Source organism: Ruegeria atlantica (assembly GCF_013032005.1).
GTDB classification, from domain to species: Bacteria; Pseudomonadota; Alphaproteobacteria; order Rhodobacterales; family Rhodobacteraceae; genus Ruegeria; species Ruegeria atlantica_A.
Genome location: NZ_WQBE01000008.1, coordinates 91,072 through 115,038, shown reverse-complemented (window position 1 = coordinate 115,038; position 23,967 = coordinate 91,072). Strand labels below are relative to the sequence as shown.

The window sequence follows — 23,967 nt, the reverse complement described above, 5'->3', positions numbered from 1 at the left end:
CGCGACACTGAACAAGGATAAGGGGAATGGCAATGGTCGATGTAACGGTGCGTGGCGCGGGCATCTTTGGCCTGTCCATTGCCTGGACCTGCGCCCGGCGCGGCGCCAAGGTGCAGGTTGTCGATCCGTTCGGTCCCGGATCAGGCTCCAGCGGTGGTTTGGTCGGCGCGTTGGCCCCGCATGTGCCCGAAAACTGGAACGCCAAGAAGGCCTTTCAATTCGACAGCCTGATCCTGGCCGAACCCTTCTGGAAACAGGTCGAAGCCACCGGCGGGGTTTCCGCCGGGTATGCGCGTCTGGGCCGGTTGCAGCCCGTCACTGACGCCCGCACATTGGAGCTTGCCCATGCCCGCGCGGTTACGGCGGACAAGCTGTGGCAGGGTCACGCCGAATGGCGTGTTGTTGCGACTGATACGCTTGGGTCATGGTGCCCACCCAGCCCAACCGGTTTCGTGATCCACGATACGCTAAGTGCCCGGATGCACCCCCGCCGCGCCTGCGCTGCGCTGGTTTCTGCGCTTGCGGTGATGGGTGTCGAGGTGGTGAGAGACGCGCCGAACAAGGGGCAGGTTGTCCATGCCACTGGTCTGGCCGGATTGCTGGAACTTAGCCAAGCCTTCGGCAAAACAGCCGGCAATGGCGTCAAGGGACAGGCTGCGCTGTTGCGGTTCGATGCTGGGGAAGTGCCACAGCTGTTTGCGGATGCGATCCATATCGTCCCCCATGCGGATGGCACACTGGCGATCGGCTCGACCTCGGAACGCGAATATGATGACCCGGCCAGTACGGATGCCGCGCTGGATGATGTGCTGGATCGCGCCACCCGCGCGGTGCCTGTATTGCATGGGGCAGAGGTCATCGACCGCTGGGCCGGTGTGCGCCCCCGCAGCAAAAGTCGTGCCCCGATGCTGGGGGAACACCCGCTACATCAGGGGCAGTTCATCGCCAATGGAGGCTTCAAGATCGGCTTTGGCATGGCACCCAAAGTGGCCGAGGCCATGGCCGATCTGGTTCTGGACGGACGCGATAACATCCCCGACGATTTCCGGCCCGAAGCCTCACTCTGACCGGGCAACAGCTTCGGCGATCATACATTGCCGCCCATCGGGGCCGCTCACCCACAGGGTTTGCCCTTCCCGGCACAAGGTCGCGGTTTCAAAATGCATCAACGGCGCGGTTGCACGGAACGAGAACCGCGCCAAAGGCCCCATCAATTCTTCGGCAAACAACATCAGCAGCTGCGCCAGCAGCGGGCCATGCACGACCAGTCCGGCATAACCTTCGACATCGCGGGCATAATCCAGATCGTAATGGATACGGTGGCCATTGAAGGTCAGCGCCGAATAGCGAAACAGCAAGGTGGAATCGAACGTGACCTCGTGCCGGTCGGTTTCATCGGTGCGCGCCGTGGGTGGGGCGGGCTTGACCTGATCTGGCGAAGGGTCCTGACGGTACACCAGATCCTGCCATTCGGTCAGACAATGGGTATCCCCCTGCCAGATTTCATGCCGTAAAGTCACAAATCCCAGCGGCCCACTGCGCCCTTTTTTTGAGGTTTCACTGTCGCAGATCGACCGACGCTTTGCGCTACGGCCTGCGATTAAGGGCGCATTGAATTCCAAGCGTCCCCCAGCCCACATCCGGCGCGGCAATCCCATATCGGGGATCAGCCCGCCAACCTTGGGGTGACCATCACGGCCCAATTGGGACGGCGGGCGAGGGGACCAGAAATAGAGCTGATGGAAAAACGGTGGCAGCGGCGTTCCGTCGGTCACCGTCCCCTCCTGCCCCAGCGCCACCTGAAATGCTGCGGCACGGGCCGGGTCGATCAAATCGGTCTGAATTTCCTCTGCCATGGCCGTAGATTAGGCAGCCCGACCTGTGTGAACAAGCGTTAGAACCCCGCCTCGGCCCGCAGCTTCTCCATCAGGGTTCGCAAGCTGCTTTCATAGCGGTCGCTGGTCAGTTTTCCATGTTCATCAAACTCGTTAGAGCTGTTGGCCAAATGGATCTCGGGCCCTTGCAGGATGCGCGGCTGGAACGGCACCATATAGCCACGCAACACCATCTGCGCGCGCTCACCCCCGGCACGACCCGCCGCCGCCGACATCACGGCGACCGGCTTGTCAGCCCAGGGGCGGCCTTCGGTTCGGCTGACCCAGTCCAACGCGTTTTTCAGCACGCCTGACGGGCCTTTGTTGTATTCGGGTGTGGAAATGATCACCGCATGCGCCTGCGCGATCTGATCGGCCAGAGTTTGAACAGGCGCGGGAATGCCTTCACCATCCTCCAGATCGCCATCATAGAGCGGCAGGTTCAGGTCGGCTTCGATATGGGTGCCGGGGTCGAACAGCCGCGCCGCCTCGCGCAGAAGTTTGCGGTTGGTGGCGCTTTGACGCAGCGAACCGGACAGGCTCAGAAGGATTGGTGCGGACATTGGGGAACTCCGGTTTGGGTTTCCCAATAGCTAGCCCAAAGCACGCGCGCACCAAAGCCCATGTGACGCGCAGTCAATGTGCGAAAAAGGGGCACCCGCAGGTGCCCCGTTTCGTCAGGTTTGGCCGCTGGGGACAATCTCGATATCAACCCGGCGGTTGCGGGCCTTGCCTTCGGGCGTCAGGTTCGACGCAGCGGGGCGGTTTTCCCCCAGCCCGATAGTCGTGAGACGGGCGCTGCTCACCCCATTGGCCTGCAGAATATCTGCCACGGACCGTGCACGGCGTTCGGACAGGGCCTGATTATAGGACGCCTCGCCATCGCTGTCGGTATGGCCGATGACCTGAATGTTCGAGTTCGGATACCGCGTCAGGTTCTGCCCTACCCGCACCAGATCGGCGCGCAGCGCCGGGCGCACGGTCGCGCTGTCAGTGTCAAAGCTGATATCATTCGGCACGGTGACGATCAGGCGATCTCCGGCATTGGTGACGGTGATGCCCTGATTGGCCAGCTGCTGACGCAGTTCCGCCGCCTGCTTGTCCAGTTGGTTGCCGACCAGACCACCACCTGCAGCACCGATAGCACCACCTGCCAGCGCGCCCAACAGCGGATCCGAGTCGTTTGCAATGGCGCCAACTCCGGCCCCGACCAGACCGCCCAGAATCGCACCTTGTCTGGTGTTCTGATTGGGGTCGGATGGCAGGTTCAGCGTGCCAGGGTCCGTACAGGCCGCCAAGACCAGAGCCGAGGATAGCCCGGCAGACAAAACAAATTTGGAAATCGTCATGATATCACCTTCTGCTCCGGCGCCCGTTCTTCGGGCGCGTATTGTTTGGCGCAGTATATCGCGTTGCCCGCAGGTGGGCTCAAGCAACAATCAAGTGAAATCGGCAAATACCTGCCACCTACGACGTACCTGTGGGGACATCCCAGTGATTCTGTTCCTGCCAGATCGCGCGCAACGGCTCACCCTGCCCGCAAAAGTGATCGTCAATCAACTCACAGGCCCAGATACGGTCGGTACGGAAATGGCGGAAGCCGTTCCGCAACTCGCACCACGCGGCCAGCATGGTGCATTCGATATGATAGATCAGCGCAACGGGCCGGACGATCCGTTCGGTCCGATCTTCGTTGGCGTTGACATAGGTGATGCGGATTTTGCGCTCGTTCCGGATGGCCTCGCGATAGTTCACAACCGGTACGCAACCCTTTTCAGGATCATCCATCGGCGCCCCCCATGGGGCAACCTGCAACCAGTCTGTCGGCACGCGCAACGCCTCGATCTTGCGGCACACCCGGTCGGCGGCCTGCTGCAGCGTGCTATCTCCGGTCCGTGCCAGCATCGACAGGCCGACCCACAAGGCCTCGACCTCTTCGGCATCGAAATTCAGCGGTGGCAGGTCATAGCCGCGCCGCATCAGATAGCCGACACCAGCCTCTCCCTCGATCGGGGTACGTTGCGCCTGAAGGGCCGCAATGTCGCGATAGACAGTGCGCGCGGACACCTCCAGCTTTTCTGCCAACATCTCGGCCGTCACCGGCGCTTCGGCTGAACGCAAAATCTGGATGATTTCAAACAGGCGTGTCGAACGGCGCATGGGGGTCTCCGATTGATCTGCTGACACACTAGCACACCCCCCTGACAGGGTGGTGTCAGGAGTGATGGGCCAGACTTGGGATCAGTTGAAAGGAGAATTCCCATGCCAAGCCGCGACAATCACGTGATGATGACCCTGAAATTGGACCGCTGGGCGCAGGATCACACCCTGCGTGCCTTTGAAATCGAACGCGAAATCATGGCCGCTCGCCGACCTTGCGCCCCTAAGAAACGAGCGAAGCGGTTTTCACTGGGCAATCTGAAACTGTTCTGGACCAGCACGGCTTAGGATCAGAAATCCGCCTTGGCGCGAAACTTCATTGCAACCCCGCCTTCGGGGCTTTTCAGGCGTAGCTCTTCGGAATGCAGCATCAGGCGCGGGAATTGCCGCGCTGCACCTTCGGCATAGAACGGGTCACCCAGGATCGGGTGACCCAGCGCCTGCATATGTACCCGAAGTTGGTGCGACCGACCGGTCTTTGGAAACAACCGCATGCGGGTTGTTTCGCCTTCATGCTTGACCACGCGCCAGTCGGTGACGGCCGCTTTGCCGGTCTCATGACACACCATCTGAAGCGGGCGGTTGGGCCAGTCCACGATCAGCGGCAGATCGACGGTTCCAGTCTTGTCCTCGACCCGCCCCCAGACGCGCGCCACATAGGTCTTGCGGGTCTGACGATTTTCGAACTGCATGCTCAGATGCCGCTGAGCGTGTGGTGTCTGAGCAAAGACCATGACGCCGGAAGTGTCCCGATCCAGCCGATGTACCAACAGCGCTTGCGGAAACGTCGCCTGAACCCGCGTCAGCAAGCAATCGGCCAGATGCTCGCCCCGCCCGGGCACGGACAATAAGCCCGAGGGCTTGTTCACCACAATTAGCTGCGCATCCTCGTGCAACACGTCCAAGGGGGTCATCGGGGGATCATAGGTCTCGCTCATGCGCGTCTGCCTATCGCAGCGCGCGACCTCCCGCAACGTCGCGCTTGCCTGAACGGAACGGTTCAGCAACTCTCGCTCCAATACGGAAGGAGAGACCATGCACCCCACGATCAAACACATGCAAGAAGTGGTGGCCAAGGGCGATGAAAGCCTGATCCACGAGTTGTTGGCCGAGGATGTGCGGTTTTCACCGCCCACCTATTACAGCACCTGGACAGGGCGCGCACCGGTGGCGGCGGTACTGGGGCACGTGGGGCAAGTGTTCTCGGACTTCCGCTATCGCCGTGTGATGGGTGCGGGCAAGGACTGGGCGTTGGAGTTTCAGTGCAAGGTCGGTGACCTGGATGCGGTGGGTGTCGATCTGATCACCCTGAACGATGATGGGCTGATCCAGGAATTCGAGGTCGTCATGCGCCCCCACAAAACCATCGGTGCCCTGCGCGAGGCGATGATGGCGCGGATCATGACCGATGCGCGGTTCCTAGAATTCAAGAACACGCTCAACTGACCATGCCTTTTGCCCCAGATCAGCTGTTGCGCGTGCCCTTACTGCCGGTTCTGGCGATGCAGGGCCTGTCGGTGCGCCGCAACGCCCAATTGCTGCCGGAACCAATTGGCCCGCGCGAAGGGCGCGACGGGCGTGGGCCCCGACTGCGTTTGCTGATCACGGGCGACAGCTCGGCCGCCGGGGTCGGTGCGGGGACACAGGCGCAAGCGCTGTCCGGGCATCTCGTGTCCCGATTGGCAAGTCACTACACGGTCGAATGGCGGCTTGAGGCCACCACTGGACACACAACTCAGGATACGATTGACCGATTGCGCGGCCTGAGCGACCAGTTCGACATGGCAGTGACAGCGCTCGGTGTAAATGACGTGACGCGCGGCGTGACGTACAAGCGCTTCGTGGACCGCCAGACCCAATTGTTGAAGCTTTTGACCGGCCCTCTGGGCGTAAAACGATTGGCCGTCACAGCGGTACCGCAGATGAACCGGTTCCCGGCCCTGCCGCAGCCGCTGGCCTGGGTCTTAGGCCATCAGGCAAGACGGTTGGATCAGGGCCTACGGCATGTTGCGGCCAGCTTCGCGCAGGCGCGGTATCTGGCGATGGATCTGGCCGACGATCCGGCACTGGTCGCGCCGGACGGGTATCACCCAAGTCCAAAAACCTACGCGATCTGGGCCGAAGAGGCGGCCCGTATTCTACGTCAGGCCTGAGCCCGCATCTGCCGGATCATCGGAATCGAATACACCACCAGAGCCGTCCAGATCAGAGGAAATGCAATCATGCGCCCACGGTCGATCTGCTCACCAAACACGGTAATGGCGGTGATGAAAATCATGGTCGGAGCGATGTATTGCAGAATACCCATGGTCGACAACCGTACCAGCTTGGCCCCATTGGCATAAACCAGCAGGGGCACCGCCGTCACCACCCCTGCCGCAGCCAGCAGCAAGGTTTCCGATGCACCCACCCCAAAATTGCCAGTACCTTTCACACCCAACCACGTGACGTACATCAACGCCGGGATCAGCAGGATCAGGACCTCAAGCAAAAAGCCTTGGTTGGGGCCAATGGGCAGTGACCGCTTGAAAAAGGCATAAAATCCCCACGTTACCATCAACCCCAGTGCTGGCCACGGCAGACTACCCGCCTCGATGATCAAAGCCAGCACTCCAAGGGCCGCAATCGCCACTGCCATCAGTTGCGTTTTCGTCAACGGCTCGCGCAGCAGAACCGCGCCCAGCGCAATGCTGAACAACGGGTTGATGTAATATCCCAGCGCAGCATCCAAAGCCCGGTCATTGGCAATCGACCAGACATAGATTGCCCAATTCACCGAGATCAGCGCTGCCGTCAGGCAAGCCATCCCTAACATCTTTGGGTTTACCAGCGCCGCCTTCAGATCCCGCGTACGCCCCAGCGCCACAAGCAACAACCCGGCCACAGGTACCGACCAGATGACGCGATGCGCAACAATCTCAACCGGGCCAACGTGCGACAGTGCCTTCATATACAGGGGTAAAAATCCCCACAGGACATAGGCCGTCACAGCCAGCGCAAGCCCTTTGGGCGTGTCTGCATTGTTCGATGGTAGGGGGGCGTCTGCCACGGCGGGTCTCCGACTGATACCGTATTTCTCTACGGCAAATCAGACTAGCTTGGAAACCGCGAAAACTGTGAAGAGGGTCATCAGGAAATCTGATACGTCGTGCCAATACAGGCAGGCACCAAAATCGAGCGGGGCGCCACAGCGCCCCGACTTTTTGACTACGCTTTAACACGTTCGGATTTCGGGTCGTACATCGGCTTTAGCGATGCCTCTGCCTGGACCTTTACGCCGCACACGTCGATCTCATAAGTCGAGGCCAGCACATCTGCTGCCTTCTCACCCTCACACGGGACATAGCCCAGACCGATGGCACCACCCAACGTGTGGCCATAGTTGCCTGAACTCAGATAGCCCACATATTCGCCATCCCGGATGATCGGTTCGTTGTGGAACAGCAGCGGTTCGGCGTCCGTCAATTTGAACTGCACCAGGCGATTTTTGGGCCCGTTTTCCTTGCGCGCAATCACCGCCTCGCGGCCGATAAAGTCGCTGCCCTTGTCGACCTTCACGGCAAAGCCCAGGCCCGCATCGACCACGTGATCCTCACAGGTGATGTCATGGCCGAAATGGCGGAAGCCCTTCTCGATCCGGCAGCTGTCCATCATATGCATGCCACACAGTTTCAGACCCATGTCCTGCCCGGCCTCATGCAGGGTTTCAAACACGTGTCCTGCCATGTCGGATGAAACATAGATTTCCCAACCAAGCTCACCCACATAGGTCACGCGATGCGCGCGGGCGAGGCCCATGCCAATCTCAATCTCCTGCGCGGTGCCAAACGGGTTTATTGCGTTCGAGAAATCGCTGGGCGAGACCTTTTCAAGCAGCGCGCGCGCATTCGGGCCCATAACGGCCAGAACGCCCTCGCCCGCGGTGACATCGGTGATGACCACGTTGAAGTTGCGTGCGTGACGCATCATCCAGGATTGGTCCGCCAGACGAGTCGCCGCCGGAGTGACCACCAGATAGGAAGTTTCCGTCAACCGGGTGACGGTCACGTCCGCCTCAATCCCGCCGGTGCGGTTCAAAAACTGAGTATAGACGATCTTGCCATTCGGCACCGAATAGTCGCCGCCGCCGACATAGTTCATGAACTTCTCAGCATCCGGTCCTTCGACGCGGATTTTACCGAACGAGGACATATCGTACATGCCCACATTCTCACGCACGGCGTGGTGTTCGGTGGCCGAGTTCTCGAACCAGTTCTGGCGCTTCCAGCTGTAATGGTATTCTCGCTCTTGCCCTTCATTGGCAAACCAGTTGGCGCGCTCCCAACCAGCCAATTCGCCCATCACGGCGCCCTGTTCCAGCAGATGATGGTGGAACGGGGTCCGCCGCACACCCCGCGCGGAGGCTTTCTGGCGATAGGGATAGTGGTCGGCATAAAGCAGGCCCAGCGTTTCCTTAGAGCGTTCAAACAGATACTGCTTATTGCCCTGGAAAGGCTGCATCCGGCTGATGTCCACATCGCCCAGATCAAACGGCTTCTCGCCCGTATCCATCCATTCAGCCAGCGCCATACCCGCGCCACCGGCGGACTGGATACCGATCGAGTTGAACCCCGCGGCAACCCAGACATTGTCCATCTCGGGCGCGAGACCCAGATGGTATGCATCATCGGGTGTGAAAGACTCCGGTCCGTTAAAGAAGGTATGGATACCGGCCTCGGCCAACATCGGCATCCGTTCACATGCAGCTTCGAGGATCGGTTCGAAGTGATCAAAATCTTCAGGCAGCTGGTCAAACTCGAACGTGTCAGGGATGCCGTTCATCGCCCATGGCTTGGCGTTGGGCTCAAAGGCCCCTAGCAGGATTTTTCCTGCGTCTTCCTTGTAATAGGCGCATTCATCCGGCACCCGCAGCACCGGCAACTGGGTCAACCCGTCAATACTCTCGGTGACGATATAGAAGTGTTCGCACGCGTGCAGCGGGACATTGACGCCCGCCATGCGACCGACCTCATGCCCCCACATTCCCGCACAGTTCACCACCATGTCGCATTCGATATGACCCGAGGCACTGCCGTCATCCGCAACCCAATCGACACCGGTCACCTTGCGGCCCTGCTTGACGATATCGGCAACCTTCACCCGCTCTTTGACAACCGCACCGCGTTGGCGTGCGCCCTTGGCCAAAGCCAGCGCAATGTTCGCCGGATCGCCCTGCCCGTCCAGCGGCAGGTAAACCGCGCCCGTCACACCTTCGAGGTTGATATGCGGATACAGTTCTTGAACGCGTTCGTTGGAAATCTCTTCGACTTCCACCCCAAAAGCGCGAGCCATGGCGGCCTGGCGATAGATTTCTTCCTTGCGCTCTTCGGTCAACGCCACGGTGATCGACCCGCAGCGTTTGAAACCGGTGGCCACACCGGTCTCTTCCTCAAGCGAGCCGTAAAGCTCCTGACTGTATTTTGCCAACTTGGTCATGTTCGCCGTGGCGCGCAGCTGCGCGATCAGACCGGCGGCATGCCATGTGGTGCCGCTGGTCAGTTGCTTGCGCTCCAGCAGCACAACGTCGTTCCAGCCCTTCTTGGTCAAATGATATGCGACCGAGCATCCGATGACGCCGCCGCCGATGATGACCACTTTGGCCTTGCTGGGAAGATCAACCATCCTGAGAATCTCCGATGTGTCAGGTTTGCGCCAAAATGCCACGGAAGATCGACAATAAATGCGCCAAAACCGTCACTGTATTGGCGATTTTCACCGTTGTATCGCGGCCCGTTTTTCCCGCCTTACAACAAAGGGCGTAACCCCGAAGAAGCTTTTGTAGACCGAGGAAAAACCGTTGGGAAAGCCGCAGGCAAGCCCGATTTCACGAACGCTCATTGTGGTGTTCAGCAGCAGGTTATTTGCCTTGGCCAGTCGCATTTCACGATAGAATCCATTGGGCGTGGTACCGAAAAAGGTTTTGAACTTCCGCTCTAGCGACCGGTTCGACAGGTGCAGCGACTCGACGATCTGATGGATTGGCATCGGGTCTTCAATGTTGGCCTGCATCAGCTTGATGCACTGATCCAGTCTGGCGTCGCCCGTCGCGGTCAGTTTCGCCCCGGAAAACGGCTGCATTGATGAAAAATCGCGGATGTTTTCATGCAGCATGATATCGGCCACCGTCATCTTGGCAGGTCCCGAGATATGGCGACCGATCACCGCCAGCGCCACATCTGTTGTCGCCTCCATCCCGGCACAGGTCACCACCGCGCCCTGTTCGGTGGCAATGGACAGCTTGGCCTCGAACCGGGCGCCGCGCTCACGCAGGAACGAGGCGTTCTCCCAATGGGTCGCCATGTCGCCCGTGCCGTGTTCGTTGATATAGCGGCTGGCGGCCTCGGCCAGAAGGAACACCTTGGCCCCGCGGAACGTATAGCTCGACACGACACGCCCCAGCGAAAGGTCGGGGTGATCCGGGTCAGAATTGCCGATCACGAACAGGTAATCCGCCTTGGGCTGCGCCGGGACAGGATCAGTTTGAACCATCGCCTCGCTGCTGCTGGAAATCGGGCCGCCTTTCAGTGACCGATAGGCATAGGTGAACGGAGGGGTCGGACAGACGCGGTTGGCCAGTCGCAGAACTTCGACCAGCGAGGCCAGTTCCAACAACACATAGCCGGGTGCCACAAGGATATCGAAGTGCTGCTGTGTCTGCGGTAAATTGTCCAAACGTGTCCGCATCGCCTTTTCCTCAGACAATCCGGTGGCCGGCTGCGCGCAGCCGGCCGGCCAGCGTTTCGATGTGATCCGGGCCAACTTCGCAACAGCCACCCACAATCGTCGCCCCCTGCGCCACCCAGGCCATGGCGTGATCGGCATAGGCATCAGGTCCAAGATCCTGACGTTGTTCCAATGCATCGACTGTGGGTGCGTCTTTCAGAAATCCTTCTGATATTCCGGTGAACCCGTTGGCATAGGCCCCGAACGGGCGGCCCATCTGCGCAATGATCGGCAGCGCCGCGGGAATCGCCTCGGGACGCGAACAGTTGATCAAGATGGCGTCCGGCGCAAAGCGTGCCACAACCGGTTCGATATCCCTCAACAGCTCGCCCGAGCGTAGGCGGGTTCCGTCCTCATCCATCACCGACAGCCCCAGCCAGACAGGTTTGCCGCAGCCCTCTGTCCCGCGCAAAGCACCTTGGGCTTCCTGCACCGAACACACCGTTTCAATCAGGAAAAGATCGACGCGCGTGGCCATCAGCGACACTAGCTCCCGAAACTTATTCGCCGCATCTGTCGGGTCAGGGTTCAGGTCGGGTCGGTACGAAGCCAATAGCGGCCCTAGCGATCCGGCAATCCGCCCTCTGGTTCCTGCACATGCTCGTTCTGCCTGGGTCAGGGCAGTGTCGATCAGATTTGCGACCTGATCCTCCATCCCCACGCGCACCAGACGCGAGCGGTGGACGGCATAGGTGTTTGTGGTGGCGACAGTCGCACCACGACGAAAGTAGTCGTCATGTACGTCACCCACCAGTTCGGGATAGTCGATCATCACCCGCGTCGACCACAGAGGCGTGGCCCGGTCCCCGCTGCGCTTGACCAGTTCCTGTCCGATTGAGCCATCCAGAAGAGTGATATCCGCCATATCTCATCCTATTCAGGGAATCAGCACAAGTTTGCCCGCAAACGCCTTGGATTGAAAATCAGCCTGCGCGGTTGCGATGTCCTTTAGCGGATAAGTCTTTGCGATCAAGGGCATGATGCGCCCGCCATTGATCATCTCAACCAGCCGTCCGAACACCTCGAACGCCTGATGCGTACAGCCGTGAATGGTGATGTCGCGCAAATAGATATCTCGCAGGTCGGCCTTTACGATCGGGCCGGCGATGGCACCGGAAACCGCGTAGTGTCCACCCGGTTTCAACGCCAGGATCAGGCCGGGCCATGCCGGGCCGCCCACAACGTCGATCACCACGTCGAACATATCGGCTGGCAGTGCGGCATCACGGTCGAACGTATCCGCGGCGCCCTGCAATTTGACCACTTCGGCCTTGGACGGGCTGGACACGCCCCAGACGGTTGCCCCCCGCAACACCGCCAGCTGTACGGCCGCCAGACCGACGCCACCTGACGCGCCGGTGATCAGCACCTTTTGCCCCGAGGTCACACCTGCGCGGGCCAGCAGGTTCTCGGCCGTGCCAAAAGCGCAGGGGATGGCGGCGATTTCCACGTCAGACAGGGGCGAGGCGCTGACGTCATACAGATCATCCGCCTCAACCAGACAGTATTGCGCAAATGCGCCGTCCAACTCCGAGCCCAGCGCAACGAAACCGGTCGGGTGACCGGGTCTGGGGCGGGGCAGGTTGATCGGGCAGGTCACGCGTTGGCCCGGTTGGAACGCCACCCCTGAACCCACTTGTTCAACGACACCACACAGATCACCACCCTGAATGCGTGGAAACTGCAGCGCACCGCCCCAACCTCCGGCATCGACGTCCTGATCAACAGAATCCGTCGCGCCTGTCACATCCGAGGAATACCAGCCGACCCGCGTATTGATATCCGTGTTGTTCACCCCGGCGGCCAACACCCGAACCAGCGCCTGCCCCGGACCCGGTTGCGGTACCGGAAGGTCGTCGCGCCATTCCAATGCCTCGGGTCCGCCGTGTTGGGTCAGAAAAACGCCGGACATGACTGTGGGTGTCGTCATCAGATACTGCCTTTATGCCTGATCGTCTGGATGCGACGGAACGGGACCCATCGGGATGATGTCATAGCGGGCGTTTAGTGCTGCCATCTTAGCCTCATCAGCGAAATCGGCGTTGGTCATAGTCGAAAGTTCTGCAAGGAAACCGTCAAACCCCGAAGGCTGAAAAATCATCAGCATCCGCGCCGGTGCCCCATCGGCCACGCGACAAGCATGCGGAACCCCTGGCGGGACATGCATCGTGGTACCCGGACCGCATCGATGCCAGTCACCGTCGACATAGAAATCCACTGCACCTTCCAAGAAATAGAAGGACTCGGCATGGGTATCGTGGCGATGAAGGCCAAGCGCAAAGCTGGCCTTCAGATTGTCTTCCATGAGCGTATAGGCGCCATTCGTATCCCGGGCCGAAACCTTTACGAACGTATGGTCGTTTTCCCAGTCATAGTTGGGACCCTCACCGGGCCCCAATTTGGAATATCGCTTGCTCATGGCTCCTCCGACAGGGGTTAGGCGCGCAGCCGCTCGTTCTGAGGATCCCACAGCGGTTGATCCTCTTCTACCACGGCGCGGCATTTCCGGCCGTAAATTTCGACCTCAAGTTCGGTGCCGGGGTTGGCAAGCTCGGCCTTGATCATGCCCAGCGCAATGGATTTGCCAACACGGTAGCCCCATGCGCCCGAGGTGGTTTCGCCAACGATCTCACCATTCTGCCAAATGCAAGACATGTAGGGTGCGTCGCAATCGCCTGCGTCCACAGTCAGGGTGACAAAGGATTTCTTCACGCCCTGCTGTTTTTCGTTCTGGATCGCGGCCTTGCCGGGGAAGTCCTGCGGCTTGTCCAGCTTGACGAACCGCCCCAGTCCACCTTCCAGCAGCGAATAGTCGGTCGACAGGTCGCCTTTCCAGGCGCGATATCCCTTTTCGATCCGCAGCGAATTCAAGGCATACATACCAAACGGCTTGGCCCCGGCATTAATGATCGCGTCATAGATCGCAGGCATATGCTCGTTCAGGGCATGCACTTCCCAGCCCAGCTCGCCGGCAAAAGACACTCGGATCAAATAGGCAGGTTGCCCGGCGACGGTGGCCGCTTGGTGGGTCAGCCAACCTGTGGTCAGATCGGCATCCGTCAAACCCGACAGGATATCCCGCGATTTCGGTCCGGTGACGATCAGTGTATCGCGTGTGGTGGTGACATCCTCGACCGAAACACCAGCAGGCATCGCATTCACCAGAATATCGCGGTCATGCCATTGCGCCGTCGCGGCCGTTATCATGACGAACTCATCCTCGCCCAAACGCAGGCAGGACATCTCAGTCAGGATCCGGCCCCGATCGTCCGAGATATACACCAGATTGATGCGGCCGACCTTGGGCAGACCACCCGCGACCAGCCCGCGCAACGCCTCGGCCGCGCCCTCGCCTTTGACCATAAAGCGCGAAAAGCCCGGCAGATCCAACACACCGCAATGGTCGCGTACAGCCTCGCATTCTTCTTTGACGCGCTGCTCCCACGGGCCCGAGCGGCCCCAGGTATGGGTGGCTTCAAGCGAGGTGTCATCGCCGGGTTGTGCGAACCAGTTGGCCCGTTCCCAACCGTTATATACTCCCATGACGCCGCCCAGTTCCTTCACCTTGGCGTGGACCGGCGACAGTTTCTTGTCGCGTGCGGCCGGCCATTCGTGTTGGGGATAGTGCATGGCGTATTCGTTGCCATAGACCTCAAGCCCTTTCTGGTTGCAGTAATCCTGATCGGTGTAATCGGTATAGCGGCGCGGATCGACGGCCCACATATCCCATTCGGTGTGACCATCGACAATCCATTCGGCCAGCACTTTGCCTGCACCACCGCCTTGCGCGATGCCGAAGGTAAAGGTGTGCGCCTCGAACGCGTTTTTGACGCCCGGCATTGGGCCAATCAGTGGCAGACCGTCCGGCGCGTAAGGAATCGGGCCGTTGATCACGCGACCAACGCCCGAGGTTGCCATCAGCGGCACCCGCTCCATCGCGTCGGTGACGATGTCCTCAATCCGATCCAGATCGTCATTCCAAAGCTGGAACGAGAAATCTTCGGGCATCGGGTCGTCTTCGCTCATCCAGTGGCCCTTGCAGTTGGGCTCATACGGGCCAAGGTTGAAACCGTGCTTCTCTTGCCGCAGGTAGTACGAGATATCTACGTCGCGCAGCAGCGGCAGCTTCTTGCCGCCGTTTTCCTTGGACCATTCTTCAACCTCGGGGATTTCGTCGGTCAGCAGGTACTGGTGACTCATGACCATCGCGGGCACAGTGCGGCCACCGTAAGGCTTGAACCACTCACCCACGCGTTGCGCGTAATATCCAGCAGCGTTGACCACATAATCACAGGCGATATCGCCCTTGTCAGTGTGTACGGTCCAGGTGCCGTCATCATGCTGGGTCACGCCGGTTGCCGGGCAGAACCGGATGATCTTTTGTCCCATGTCGCGGGCACCCTTGGCCAACGCCTGTGTCAACTGCGCCGGGTCAATGTCACCATCGGTCGGATCATACAGCACGCCCTCAAGATCATGCGTTTCAAGGAAGGGATAGCGTTCCTTGGCCTCTTCTGGGGTCCACATCTCCATCGGGATGCCCTGGTACAGGCCCATCGACATGGCACGCTCAAACTCCTGCATCCGCTCTTTGCTGTGCGCCAAACGGATCGAGCCGGACTGATGATAGTTCATCGGATAGTCGACTTCTTCACCCAGCCGCGCATACAGCTCGGTCGAGTACCGCTGCATGTTCATGATCGCCCATGAGGTCGAGAAAGTCGGTACGTTACCCGCCGCGTGCCAGGTCGAGCCTGCGGTCAGCTCGTTCTTTTCCAGCAGAACGCAGTCGGTCCAGCCTTTCTTGGCCAGATGGTACAGCGAGGAGGCTCCCACCACACCGCCACCGATAACAACCACGCGGGCTTTTGTCGGAAAATCGCTCATTGGTCTTGATCCTTGTTACTGTGCCCGTTGGGGCAGATCGTCTGTGATGTCGTAGTAATCGCCCTTGTCAGCGACAAAGATATGCCGGGCGAGGTGCAGTCCTGTGGGCTCATCCAGTGCGCCCATGGAAATCGAAATCGTGTCTTCGTCATTGTGCTGCCAAAACAGGAACGAACCGCAGGCGTTGCAAAAGCCACGCCGAGCAATGTCCGAGGCACGGAACCAGTTCAGCGTATCGCTGGCAGCGAAGCTGAGGTTGTCCTGATTGGTCGAGGTCGAAGACCAATAATGCCCTGATTGCTTGCGGCACTGACCGCAATGGCAGGCCGAGGGCGGCGACAACTCTCCGTCAATCGTGAACGCGACCGCGCCGCACAGGCAGGAACCGGCTTGCATGTCATTACCCCCTTGTTGCGGGCGTGGAGCTGGCCCCCAGCAACACGCCATAGATGATGAAACAGGTCGCCATGACCCGGCGCACCCAGATGTTGAACACCGCCCCCAGTGCCGCCTTGCCCATCAGCGCACCCAGCAAGGTGAACCCGGTATAGCTGAGCGTGGTGATGACCAGCGCGGTGGGCATGATCACCCCCATCTGCTGCCAGATCGGCACCTCGGGCTGCACGAATTGCGAAAAGGCCGCCAGATATCCAGCCACGCTTTTGGGGTTGATCGTCGCCACGGCCAGCGCGTGCAGATAGACATGACGTGCAGGCCGTTCCGAAACTGGCGCAGGTTTCGTAGCATTCATCCAGCCACGAATACCCACCCAGATCAGGAAACCCGCGCCCACCAGCTTTGCGATGAAGAACCCGGTTGGAGAGGCCGCGATCAGCGCGGTCACACCCAGCGCTGACAGGATCAGAAACGCGCTGGCCTGCGTCAGGATTGCCAGAACGCCAAGCATCGCCTTTGGAAACGGCAGGCTCATCCCATTCGAAATACAATTGACCGCATTCGGCCCAGGCGTAGTTACGAACACTACCCAAAACAGCGCGAATATGGTCCAGGCCTCGAAACTCATCAGTACACCGGCGGGGCGATGACCCAGATGGCCACGGCGGGCTCATCATAGGGGTTGTCCCATTGATAGGGTTCATGCCGGATGCGGAAACTGTCACCCGGCCCCACCGTGAACTGGTTGGAGCCTATGGTCAGATCCAATCGGCCAGAGATCATGTAACCAACCTCTTGCGTCGGCCGATTGGCCGGTTTCTGCATGCTGGAGCGTGGCTCGAATGTGGAATGTACCATCTCGAAATCATCAGTCAGATCGGGCGAAAGCAATTCTTCGATCAACCCTTCCTCACCCGAGCCCATCGGACGGCGCGATCCGGCGCGCACCACATAACCCTGTTCGGCCACCGGCACCGAGGAATGCGCAAACAGCATCGACATCGGCACACCCAGACACTCAGCAATCTGGCGCAGGTCCGAGATCGAGGGATCGGACATGTCGCGCTCAACCTGGCTGAGCCATCCGACCGACCGGTTCAGCCGCGCTGCAATCTCGGTCAAGGTCAACCCTCGCGCCTTGCGCAGGGCGCGGATATCCGCACCAAGTGTCGCGCTGTGGGGGGCTTGGGTATTCACCAGGGCCGCTCCGATTCTTGTGAAAATATCCTCTCCTTTTTCACGATGGCTGAGAATCATGAAATTTCCAAGAGTTTTTTCATTTCACTTGATCAGTTTGCTTGGTATGCCTTTCGCATGTGGATTGCAGTGATCTATTTATGGGGGATCAACACCCTGACACTATTGGCCTTTGGCTGGGACAAGGCCCGCGCACGACGGCGCAAAAACCGGGTGCCGGAACGCCGCCTATTATGGCTGGCCGCGCTTGGTGGCAGCCCCGGCGCAGTGGTCGGGCGATGGATTTTCAGGCACAAAACCCGCAAACGCGGGTTCTCAGTCTGGCTGTTCGCGATAACTGGAGTTCAAATGATTCTAGTATTCTTGGTGGTGACCGAAGCCTCGGAAAAACTACTCTAAAAATATTATATTCACCTAAAACAATATCTAACCATATCGCCAACTGTCTGTTACAAATAGGTGTCTCTGTGCGCAGAGATTTCTATTTTTTATGCAAAGGGTTGGATGAATATGGAAAATGGGATCGGTTTCTTCGATATAGTCTGGTCAATCTTCTGGTTGTTCCTGATGGTTGCCTGGTTCTGGGTGATGATTTCGGTCGTTGCCGATGTCTTCCGCTCAAAGGACCTGAGCGGCGGTGGCAAAGCGTTGTGGATCGCCTTTGTGATCCTGATCCCCTGGTTGGGCGTGCTGTGCTATCTCATCGTGCGCGGGGATAAGATGCACCAGCACAATGTCGAGACCATGAATCAGATAGAAGAGGCGCAGAAGGATTACATCCGCTCGGTCGCGAGCGTATCCGCCGCGGATGAATTGGAACGGCTAGCCAAGCTCAAGGAGAGCGGCCACCTGACGGAAGAGGAATTCGCCGCGCAAAAGGCCAAGATCCTGGCAAGCTGATAAATCGCGACCCTTTTTGAACATCAATCAGCCGGGACATGTCCCGGCTGAATTCATCTTGCAAAAACGTCGGTCAGAATGGCGCCAAGCGCTGTGGCGTCCTGATCGGTAAATGCGTCCGGCTGATTGCTGTCGATGTCGAACACCGCTATCACCTTTCCCGATGCGTCCCGCACTGGCAGCACCAATTCTGACCGGGTGGACGTCGCACAGGCGATGTGACCCGGAAAGGCTTCGACATCCGGCACAAGCTGCACTTCGCCAGTCCGCGCGGCAGCACCACAGACGCCCCGGTCGAACGGGATGACCAAACAGCCGTGCCCACCCTGATAGGGACCGATCTTTAACAAACCGGGCTGGGTCACGCGATAAAAGCCAGTCCAGTCGAACCGGTCATCGGCGTGATGCACCTCGCAGGTAATTGTCGCCATTAGGGCAACCTGATCCGTTTCACCTTCGGTCAGGGCGGCGATGGTTTTAGCAAGCGTGTCGTAATCGGCGGTCATGATTGAGCTCTTTGGAAAAGGTTTATCCCGCAGTATGTGGAATAAACCCAAGCGTCAAACGCGTTCGATGGCGATGGCCGTGCCTTCGCCGCCACCGATGCAGATGGCAGCCACGCCGCGTTTGAGGTTCCGCTTTTCCAGCGCGTTGAGCAGAGTGACCATGATCCGAGCGCCCGAGGCGCCGATTGGATGCCCCAAAGCGCAGGCCCCGCCATTTACGTTCACCTTGTCGCGCGACAGGCCCATTTCGTGCATAAAGGCCATGGGTACAACGGCAAAGGCCTCGTTCACCTCCCACAGGTCGACGTCATCTTTGGACCAGCCGATATTCGACAGTAGTTTCTGTGCGGCCGGAACCGGCGCGGTCGTGAACAAACCCGGGGCCTGCGCGTGGCTGGCATGACCAATGATCCGGGCACGCACAGTCAGGCCCTGCGCTTCGGCCGCCTCAGCCGAAGCCAGTAGCAACGCGGCTGCCCCGTCAGAAATCGATGACGAATTGGCTGCCGTGACCGTCCCATCCTTACGAAAGGCAGGTTTCAGCGTCGGGATTTTATCTGGCCGGGCGGATTGCGGCTGTTCATCTTGGGCAAAAGTGACCTCGCCCTTGCGGGTCTTGGAGGTAACAGGTGTGATCTCACCCTCGAAGGCACCACTTTCCTGTGCGGACAGGGCGTTGGAAAGCGACTGCAGCGCGTATTCGTCCTGCGATTCTCGCGTGAATTGATAGGCTTCGGCGCAATCCTCGGCGAAGGTGCCCATCAGGCGGCCTTTGTCATAGGCGTCCTCGAGGCCGTCCAGAAACATATGGTCAACCACCTGACCATGCCCGATGCGCGCACCTCCGCGCATTTTCGGCAACAGGTAAGGGGCGTTGGTCATACTCTCCATGCCACCTGCGATCATCGTATCAGCGTGACCCAGAGCAATCTGGTCAAAGGCGATCATGGCAGCCTTCATTCCCGACCCGCACATCTTGTTCAGGGTTGTTGCGGGCACCTCTTCACCCAATCCCGCCGCAAATCCGGCCTGTCGTGCCGGGGCCTGGCCCTGGCCGGCGGGCAGAACACAGCCCATCAGCACCTCGTCGACCGTATCAGCGCCCGCGCCGTGCAGCGCAGCACGAATGGCGGTCCCGCCCAATTCAGCAGCGGCAATACCGTCGAACATACCCTGAAACCCGCCCATGGGCGTCCGCGCCGCCCCCGCGATAACAACCTGTTTCATCGCGATGATCCTCCTCTTTCAGCTTTGATGGATACCGAATGGTAAGAATTGTCGTCTAGCGTATTTCTACTAGCGAGTTTCATATTAGAGGACCGTCGCGCATGGCCTTGACCAGCACAACGACCGACGCAACCCAAATTATCAAAGTGCATTCCGACCGGATTGATGCGGCCATGGCCATCCAGTTCAAGGAAGATATGCGCAATCAGGCCGAAGGCGGGGCCACACGCGTGGTGCTGGACCTGACCAGTGTCGAGTTCATAGATTCAAGTGGCTTAGGTGCAATCGTCGCCTCGATGAAACAGCTTGGAAATGAGCGCAGGCTGGACCTGGCAGGGCTGCACCCTTTTGTTGAAAAGGTTTTCCGCCTGACCCGTATGGACACGGTGTTCAAACTATATCCAACCCTGGATGATGCCCTGTCGACCTCCGCGGATTGACCTAATTGACTATCTGAATAGGCGCGACGCCCATGTACAACGGCAAGTGTTTAGATCTGAGCTTCGCAGCAACTGAGACTGAGGCCAGTGACGGGATCGCGCAACTCAGCCGGGGGTTGGCGACGCATGGGCTTCCGGCGCACAAGGCGGGTGATGTAAAAATCGCGCTGGCCGAAGCAATCAATAATGTGGTCGAACACGCCTATGCCGACATAACTCCGGCCAAGGTGAAGGTTCGGTGCCGCCTGCATCAGAACTGGCTTGAGATTTTGATCTCGGACACCGGCAACCCGTTACCCGGATTTCGGGTACCTGACGGCATCCCGGCATCATTGGGATCGACCATCGAAGACCTGCCCGAAGGTGGGTTCGGCTGGTTTCTAATCCATGAACTGACCAGCGATATCCGCTATGAACGAAGCAATGGTTGTAACCGTTTGTCGCTGCGCTTTGACTTTCCAGAACCTGTCTGACGGCAAGAAAACGTCACAATAAGGCCCAGATCGAACCATTGTAACGCCCCAAACAAAGGGCAAAACAGTACCTGTAGCTCAGATAGCTTCCCTCGGCGCCACGTGTCACAGCCCCCACCCAGTGAACGGCGCCGAGGAACTTCCCTTTGATTTGACTGGACAACCCCGGACTGCGCGATACCTTCGGCGCGTTCAATCGGGGAATAATGTCATGCGGGATTTTCACTCACCGGGTCGATCCGAAGTTCTGGCGACCGAAGGGATGTGCGCCACGTCGCATCCCTTGGCCGCAAAGGTCGCTGTGGACATTCTTACCCAGGGTGGCAACGCAATGGATGCCGCCATCGCCGGGGCGGTGCTGTTGGGTATTTGTGAACCTCAGATGACCGGGCTGGGCGGCGATTGTTTCGTGCTGTACAACCGGGCGGGTGAGGATCAGATACGCGCCCTGAATGGTTCGGGCCGCGCGCCTGCAGCAGCTAACGCAGAAAAACTGCGGTCGCAGGGGCTGACAAAAGTGCCTTTGAACACAGCAGACGCTGTAACCGTTCCCGGCGCCGTCGATGCGTTCTGTCATCTGGCGCAAACCGAAGGCAAACTGGGGCTTGAGGCCATTTTGCAACCCGCCATTCACTATGCCGAAGCTGGGGTGCCGGTTGCCCCAAGGGTGGCGTTTGATTGGGAAACGGGGGCAGCCACTCTACAGGGGGCCGCGCGGACGCAATACCTGATTAATGACAGTGCTCCTAAGACTGGGCAGGTGTTTCACTCTCGCGGGCAAGCCGAAGTCTTGCGCCAGATTGCTCGTACCGGGCGGGATGCGTTTTACTCCGGTGACATCGCCGAGGACATGGTCGCTGCACTCACCCAACTGGGCGGCGTTCACACGATTGAGGATTTTCTGGCCACCGCATGCACTGAAACACAGCCTGTCAGCGGCGACTACAATGGGTTGGATTTGGTTGAACATCCACCAAATGGCCAGGGCGCCACGGCCATTCTTTTGCTGAATATCCTCAAGAACTTCGACCTTGTCAGCATGGACCCGTTCGAGGCGCAGCGTCTGCATATCGAGGCAGAAGCCTCGAAACTCGCCTATGACGCGCGCAACCGCTTTATCGCCGATCCCGATCATACAACACATGCGGATCGGTTCACGGATCAGGATGTGGCCGACAGGCTGGCTGCGCTAATCGACCCGAAACGCGCCATGCCCGCCGCCGCCCCACTGACCGAGGCTATTCACAAGGACACCGTCTATATCACCGTTGTGGATCGGGACAGAATGGCGGTTTCGCTGATCTATTCCATCTTTCACAGCTTCGGCTCGGGGATCGCATCCGAAAAATACGGCATTCTGCTGCAAAACCGAGGCGCAGGCTTTACCCTGCAATCGGGTCATCCGAATGAACTGGGCGGCGGCAAACGCCCCATGCACACAATCATTCCGGGGCTGTTGACGCAAAATGGTCGTGTGCTGATGCCGTTCGGCGTGATGGGTGGCGCCTATCAACCCACCGGCCACGCCCGGTTTGTGTCAAATTTGACGGACCACGGGTTGGGCCTTCAGGTCAGCATCGAGGCACCGCGCGCCTTTGCCGACAATGGCGTATTAAAGCTGGAACGCGGAATTTCGCCCAGCACCGCCCAACAATTGCGTGATTTGGGACACACTGTAGAGATTCCAGAAACGCCATTGGGTGGCGCACAAGCTATTCGAATCTGTGAGGATGGCGTTTTGCAAGGCGCAAGCGATCCGCGAAAAGACGGGTGCGCCCTTGGATACTGACGGGCCGACGCCCGGCCAAGCACCTTCAGTTCAGATGGAAATGGAGCGGATAGGCGCCGTTTTCGAACGGGCCGAACATATCGGGGATATCGGGGTGTTCGACCGGTTCGCCCGACTGGTCAGCGATCAGATTTTGTTCAGAAACATAAGCCACATAGAAGGATTGGTCGTTTTCCGCCAACAAGTGGTAAAACGGCTGATCTTTGACCGGGCGGCTGTCTTCGGGGATGGCCTGATACCATTCTTCCGTGTTCGCAAACTCGGGGTCCACGTCAAAAATCACCCCTCGGAAGGGATGTTTTTTATGACGGACGATCTGTCCCAGGCCGTACTTGGCGTGTGTCTTCAGCATAGTTTATGCCCCCATTGAACTTACTACCTCTTTCCGGGCCGAAATGCCAATCATTGATCCGTAAATAAGGGAAACAGTCTGTGAACCTCTTGCTGACAGTATTCGAAATCGTGGCCCCGGTGTTTATTCTGGCGGGCATCGGTTTTGCTTGGGTCAAGCTGGGATTCGAGTATCGCCTGCAATTCGTCACACGCTTTGCCATGACCCTTGCTGTGCCCAGCCTGATCTTTGTGGCGCTGATGCAAACCGACATTCCGGGCGGCGATCTTTCCCGTTTTACCGTTGCGACAATCGTTGCCAATCTGGTGATGGCAGCGGTCTTCTGGCTGATCGTCCGGGGGCTGAAACTTGAACAGCGCACCTATCTTTCGCCGCTGATATTCGGAAATACCGGAAATTTGGGTCTTCCTTTGTGCATTTTCGCCTTTGGCCAGGCCGGGTTGGGCTATGCGGTCATTTTCCTGTCAGTAACAGCGTTGTTTTCGTTTACTTACGGCATCTACCTTGTGGCCGGAAAAGGCGCGTTCGGCAAAGTCGTGCGCGAACCGATGGTCTGGGCCACCCTATTGGGGGCGGTGTTTTTGTGGCGCGGATGGCAGACGCCCCTGTTTCTGACTAACACATTGGAATTGTTGGGCCAGATGGCAGTGCCCCTGATGCTGATAACGCTGGGCGTGGCGGTTGCGCGGCTGACAACGCACCGGCTGAGTCAGGCGGTCTGGCTGTCATTTCTTAAACTGGCTGTCTGTTTCGCCCTGGGCTGGTCTGTTGCGCTGATCTTCAAACTCGAAGCCGTGGCCTTTGGCGTTCTGGTGCTGCAGATGTGTACTCCGGTGGCAGTAACCTCTTACTTGCTGGCCGAGCGGTTCGATGCCGATTCCGACGCGGTTGCCGGGATGGTCATGGTCTCAACAGCGTTGTCCGTGGGCGCATTACCTATAATTCTCGCGATTATTCTGTAGCGATTGTGATTCCCTAAACGCTCAATCTGCGCTAGAATAAAG

At 58.9% G+C, this 23,967-nt stretch carries 28 protein-coding genes; 10 read left to right on the top strand and 18 right to left on the bottom strand.

Annotation, left to right across the window (positions count from 1 at the left end; translation table 11 throughout):
* The first annotated feature begins 26 nt into the window (after positions 1-26).
* The gene (locus tag GOX21_RS15260) at positions 27-1,067 is read left to right on the top strand and encodes an NAD(P)/FAD-dependent oxidoreductase (RefSeq protein WP_170378331.1); all 1,041 of its coding nucleotides are present in this window, start codon (positions 27-29) and stop codon (positions 1,065-1,067) included.
* Here GOX21_RS15260 and GOX21_RS15255 read toward each other — a convergent pair.
* The 4 genes from GOX21_RS15255 to GOX21_RS15240 all read right to left on the bottom strand — a co-directional run bounded on the left by GOX21_RS15255 (position 1,059) and on the right by GOX21_RS15240 (position 4,034).
* Positions 1,059-1,856, bottom strand: a complete 798-nt coding sequence (locus GOX21_RS15255) for an acyl dehydratase (RefSeq protein WP_170378329.1) — start codon at positions 1,854-1,856, stop codon at positions 1,059-1,061. The genes GOX21_RS15260 and GOX21_RS15255 overlap by 9 nt on opposite strands.
* Positions 1,857-1,894: 38 nt before the next feature.
* The gene (locus GOX21_RS15250; RefSeq protein ID WP_170378327.1) at positions 1,895-2,437 is read right to left on the bottom strand and encodes an NADPH-dependent FMN reductase; all 543 of its coding nucleotides are present in this window, start codon (positions 2,435-2,437) and stop codon (positions 1,895-1,897) included.
* Between the two features lie 114 nt (positions 2,438-2,551).
* Entirely contained in the window at positions 2,552-3,223 is a 672-nt protein-coding gene (locus tag GOX21_RS15245) for an OmpA family protein (protein WP_170351018.1), read from the bottom strand.
* 118 nt (positions 3,224-3,341) lie between these two features.
* Entirely contained in the window at positions 3,342-4,034 is a 693-nt protein-coding gene (locus tag GOX21_RS15240; protein ID WP_170378325.1) for a helix-turn-helix transcriptional regulator, read from the bottom strand.
* A 102-nt stretch (positions 4,035-4,136) separates the two neighbouring features.
* On the opposite strand from GOX21_RS15240, the gene GOX21_RS15235 reads away from it, so the two are divergent.
* A complete protein-coding gene (locus tag GOX21_RS15235) occupies positions 4,137-4,322 on the top strand; it encodes a hypothetical protein (RefSeq protein ID WP_058283078.1) in 186 nt (61 codons plus the stop codon).
* A gap of 2 nt (positions 4,323-4,324) precedes the next feature.
* Here GOX21_RS15235 and GOX21_RS15230 read toward each other — a convergent pair whose 3' ends face one another.
* On the bottom strand, positions 4,325-4,972 hold the full coding sequence (locus GOX21_RS15230) for an RluA family pseudouridine synthase (protein WP_170362323.1): 648 nt from the start codon (positions 4,970-4,972) through the stop codon (positions 4,325-4,327).
* Between the two features lie 97 nt (positions 4,973-5,069).
* Here GOX21_RS15230 and GOX21_RS15225 point away from each other — a divergent pair, with 97 nt between their 5' ends.
* Positions 5,070-5,480: a nuclear transport factor 2 family protein gene (locus GOX21_RS15225; RefSeq protein ID WP_170378323.1), complete on the top strand. Its 411-nt coding sequence runs from the start codon at positions 5,070-5,072 to the stop codon at positions 5,478-5,480.
* A 2-nt stretch (positions 5,481-5,482) separates the two neighbouring features.
* Positions 5,483-6,187 carry an SGNH/GDSL hydrolase family protein gene (locus GOX21_RS15220; RefSeq protein WP_170378321.1) on the top strand — a complete coding sequence of 235 codons (705 nt, stop codon included), beginning with the start codon at positions 5,483-5,485 and terminating at the stop codon, positions 6,185-6,187.
* Here GOX21_RS15220 and rarD read toward each other — a convergent pair.
* The 10 genes from rarD to GOX21_RS15170 all read right to left on the bottom strand — a co-directional run bounded on the left by rarD (position 6,178) and on the right by GOX21_RS15170 (position 17,276).
* Positions 6,178-7,083: an EamA family transporter RarD gene (rarD, locus tag GOX21_RS15215; protein WP_170378319.1), complete on the bottom strand. Its 906-nt coding sequence runs from the start codon at positions 7,081-7,083 to the stop codon at positions 6,178-6,180. The two genes, GOX21_RS15220 and rarD, sit on opposite strands and share 10 nt — an antisense overlap.
* A gap of 158 nt (positions 7,084-7,241) precedes the next feature.
* The gene (locus GOX21_RS15210) at positions 7,242-9,695 is read right to left on the bottom strand and encodes a GcvT family protein (RefSeq protein ID WP_170378317.1); all 2,454 of its coding nucleotides are present in this window, start codon (positions 9,693-9,695) and stop codon (positions 7,242-7,244) included.
* A gap of 90 nt (positions 9,696-9,785) precedes the next feature.
* Positions 9,786-10,757 carry a GlxA family transcriptional regulator gene (locus GOX21_RS15205; RefSeq protein WP_170378315.1) on the bottom strand — a complete coding sequence of 324 codons (972 nt, stop codon included), beginning with the start codon at positions 10,755-10,757 and terminating at the stop codon, positions 9,786-9,788.
* Positions 10,758-10,767: 10 nt separating this feature from the next.
* Positions 10,768-11,661 (bottom strand): homocysteine S-methyltransferase family protein, encoded by an 894-nt coding sequence (locus GOX21_RS15200; protein WP_170378313.1) that lies wholly within the window; start codon positions 11,659-11,661, stop codon positions 10,768-10,770.
* 12 nt (positions 11,662-11,673) lie between these two features.
* The gene (locus tag GOX21_RS15195) at positions 11,674-12,726 is read right to left on the bottom strand and encodes an alcohol dehydrogenase catalytic domain-containing protein (protein WP_170378311.1); all 1,053 of its coding nucleotides are present in this window, start codon (positions 12,724-12,726) and stop codon (positions 11,674-11,676) included.
* Positions 12,727-12,738: 12 nt separating this feature from the next.
* Complete coding sequence (locus GOX21_RS15190; protein ID WP_170351029.1) at positions 12,739-13,215, bottom strand: cupin domain-containing protein; 477 nt, start codon at positions 13,213-13,215, stop codon at positions 12,739-12,741.
* Positions 13,216-13,232: 17 nt separating this feature from the next.
* A complete protein-coding gene (locus tag GOX21_RS15185; RefSeq protein ID WP_170378310.1) occupies positions 13,233-15,683 on the bottom strand; it encodes a GcvT family protein in 2,451 nt (816 codons plus the stop codon).
* Positions 15,684-15,698: 15 nt separating this feature from the next.
* Positions 15,699-16,079: a GFA family protein gene (locus GOX21_RS15180; RefSeq protein WP_170378308.1), complete on the bottom strand. Its 381-nt coding sequence runs from the start codon at positions 16,077-16,079 to the stop codon at positions 15,699-15,701.
* A gap of 4 nt (positions 16,080-16,083) precedes the next feature.
* Complete coding sequence (locus GOX21_RS15175; protein ID WP_170378306.1) at positions 16,084-16,707, bottom strand: LysE family translocator; 624 nt, start codon at positions 16,705-16,707, stop codon at positions 16,084-16,086.
* Positions 16,707-17,276 (bottom strand): helix-turn-helix domain-containing protein, encoded by a 570-nt coding sequence (locus GOX21_RS15170; RefSeq protein ID WP_170378303.1) that lies wholly within the window; start codon positions 17,274-17,276, stop codon positions 16,707-16,709. The genes GOX21_RS15175 and GOX21_RS15170 overlap by 1 nt, the downstream gene beginning before the upstream one ends.
* Here GOX21_RS15170 and GOX21_RS15165 point away from each other — a divergent pair.
* Both GOX21_RS15165 and GOX21_RS15160 read left to right on the top strand, forming a co-directional pair.
* Complete coding sequence (locus tag GOX21_RS15165; RefSeq protein WP_254428568.1) at positions 17,265-17,675, top strand: DUF1294 domain-containing protein; 411 nt, start codon at positions 17,265-17,267, stop codon at positions 17,673-17,675. The genes GOX21_RS15170 and GOX21_RS15165 overlap by 12 nt on opposite strands.
* 105 nt (positions 17,676-17,780) lie before the next feature.
* Positions 17,781-18,176 (top strand): SHOCT domain-containing protein, encoded by a 396-nt coding sequence (locus GOX21_RS15160; RefSeq protein ID WP_170378302.1) that lies wholly within the window; start codon positions 17,781-17,783, stop codon positions 18,174-18,176.
* A gap of 53 nt (positions 18,177-18,229) precedes the next feature.
* Here GOX21_RS15160 and GOX21_RS15155 read toward each other — a convergent pair whose 3' ends face one another.
* Together GOX21_RS15155 and GOX21_RS15150 are read right to left on the bottom strand one after the other, a co-directional pair.
* Positions 18,230-18,682: a GAF domain-containing protein gene (locus GOX21_RS15155; RefSeq protein WP_170362335.1), complete on the bottom strand. Its 453-nt coding sequence runs from the start codon at positions 18,680-18,682 to the stop codon at positions 18,230-18,232.
* Between the two features lie 54 nt (positions 18,683-18,736).
* Positions 18,737-19,909: an acetyl-CoA C-acyltransferase gene (locus GOX21_RS15150; protein WP_170378300.1), complete on the bottom strand. Its 1,173-nt coding sequence runs from the start codon at positions 19,907-19,909 to the stop codon at positions 18,737-18,739.
* A 101-nt stretch (positions 19,910-20,010) separates the two neighbouring features.
* Here GOX21_RS15150 and GOX21_RS15145 point away from each other — a divergent pair, with 101 nt between their 5' ends.
* The 3 genes from GOX21_RS15145 to GOX21_RS15135 all read left to right on the top strand — a co-directional run bounded on the left by GOX21_RS15145 (position 20,011) and on the right by GOX21_RS15135 (position 22,611).
* A complete protein-coding gene (locus GOX21_RS15145) occupies positions 20,011-20,349 on the top strand; it encodes an STAS domain-containing protein (RefSeq protein WP_170362337.1) in 339 nt (112 codons plus the stop codon).
* Positions 20,350-20,381: 32 nt separating this feature from the next.
* The gene (locus GOX21_RS15140; RefSeq protein WP_170362338.1) at positions 20,382-20,822 is read left to right on the top strand and encodes an ATP-binding protein; all 441 of its coding nucleotides are present in this window, start codon (positions 20,382-20,384) and stop codon (positions 20,820-20,822) included.
* A 211-nt stretch (positions 20,823-21,033) separates the two neighbouring features.
* Positions 21,034-22,611: a gamma-glutamyltransferase family protein gene (locus GOX21_RS15135; RefSeq protein ID WP_170378298.1), complete on the top strand. Its 1,578-nt coding sequence runs from the start codon at positions 21,034-21,036 to the stop codon at positions 22,609-22,611.
* Positions 22,612-22,636: 25 nt separating this feature from the next.
* Here GOX21_RS15135 and hspQ read toward each other — a convergent pair whose 3' ends face one another.
* Positions 22,637-22,963: a heat shock protein HspQ gene (gene hspQ, locus GOX21_RS15130; protein WP_170351040.1), complete on the bottom strand. Its 327-nt coding sequence runs from the start codon at positions 22,961-22,963 to the stop codon at positions 22,637-22,639.
* An 80-nt stretch (positions 22,964-23,043) separates the two neighbouring features.
* Between hspQ and GOX21_RS15125 the strand changes: the two genes are divergently transcribed.
* Positions 23,044-23,925: an AEC family transporter gene (locus GOX21_RS15125; protein WP_170351041.1), complete on the top strand. Its 882-nt coding sequence runs from the start codon at positions 23,044-23,046 to the stop codon at positions 23,923-23,925.
* Positions 23,926-23,967 lie beyond the last annotated feature (42 nt).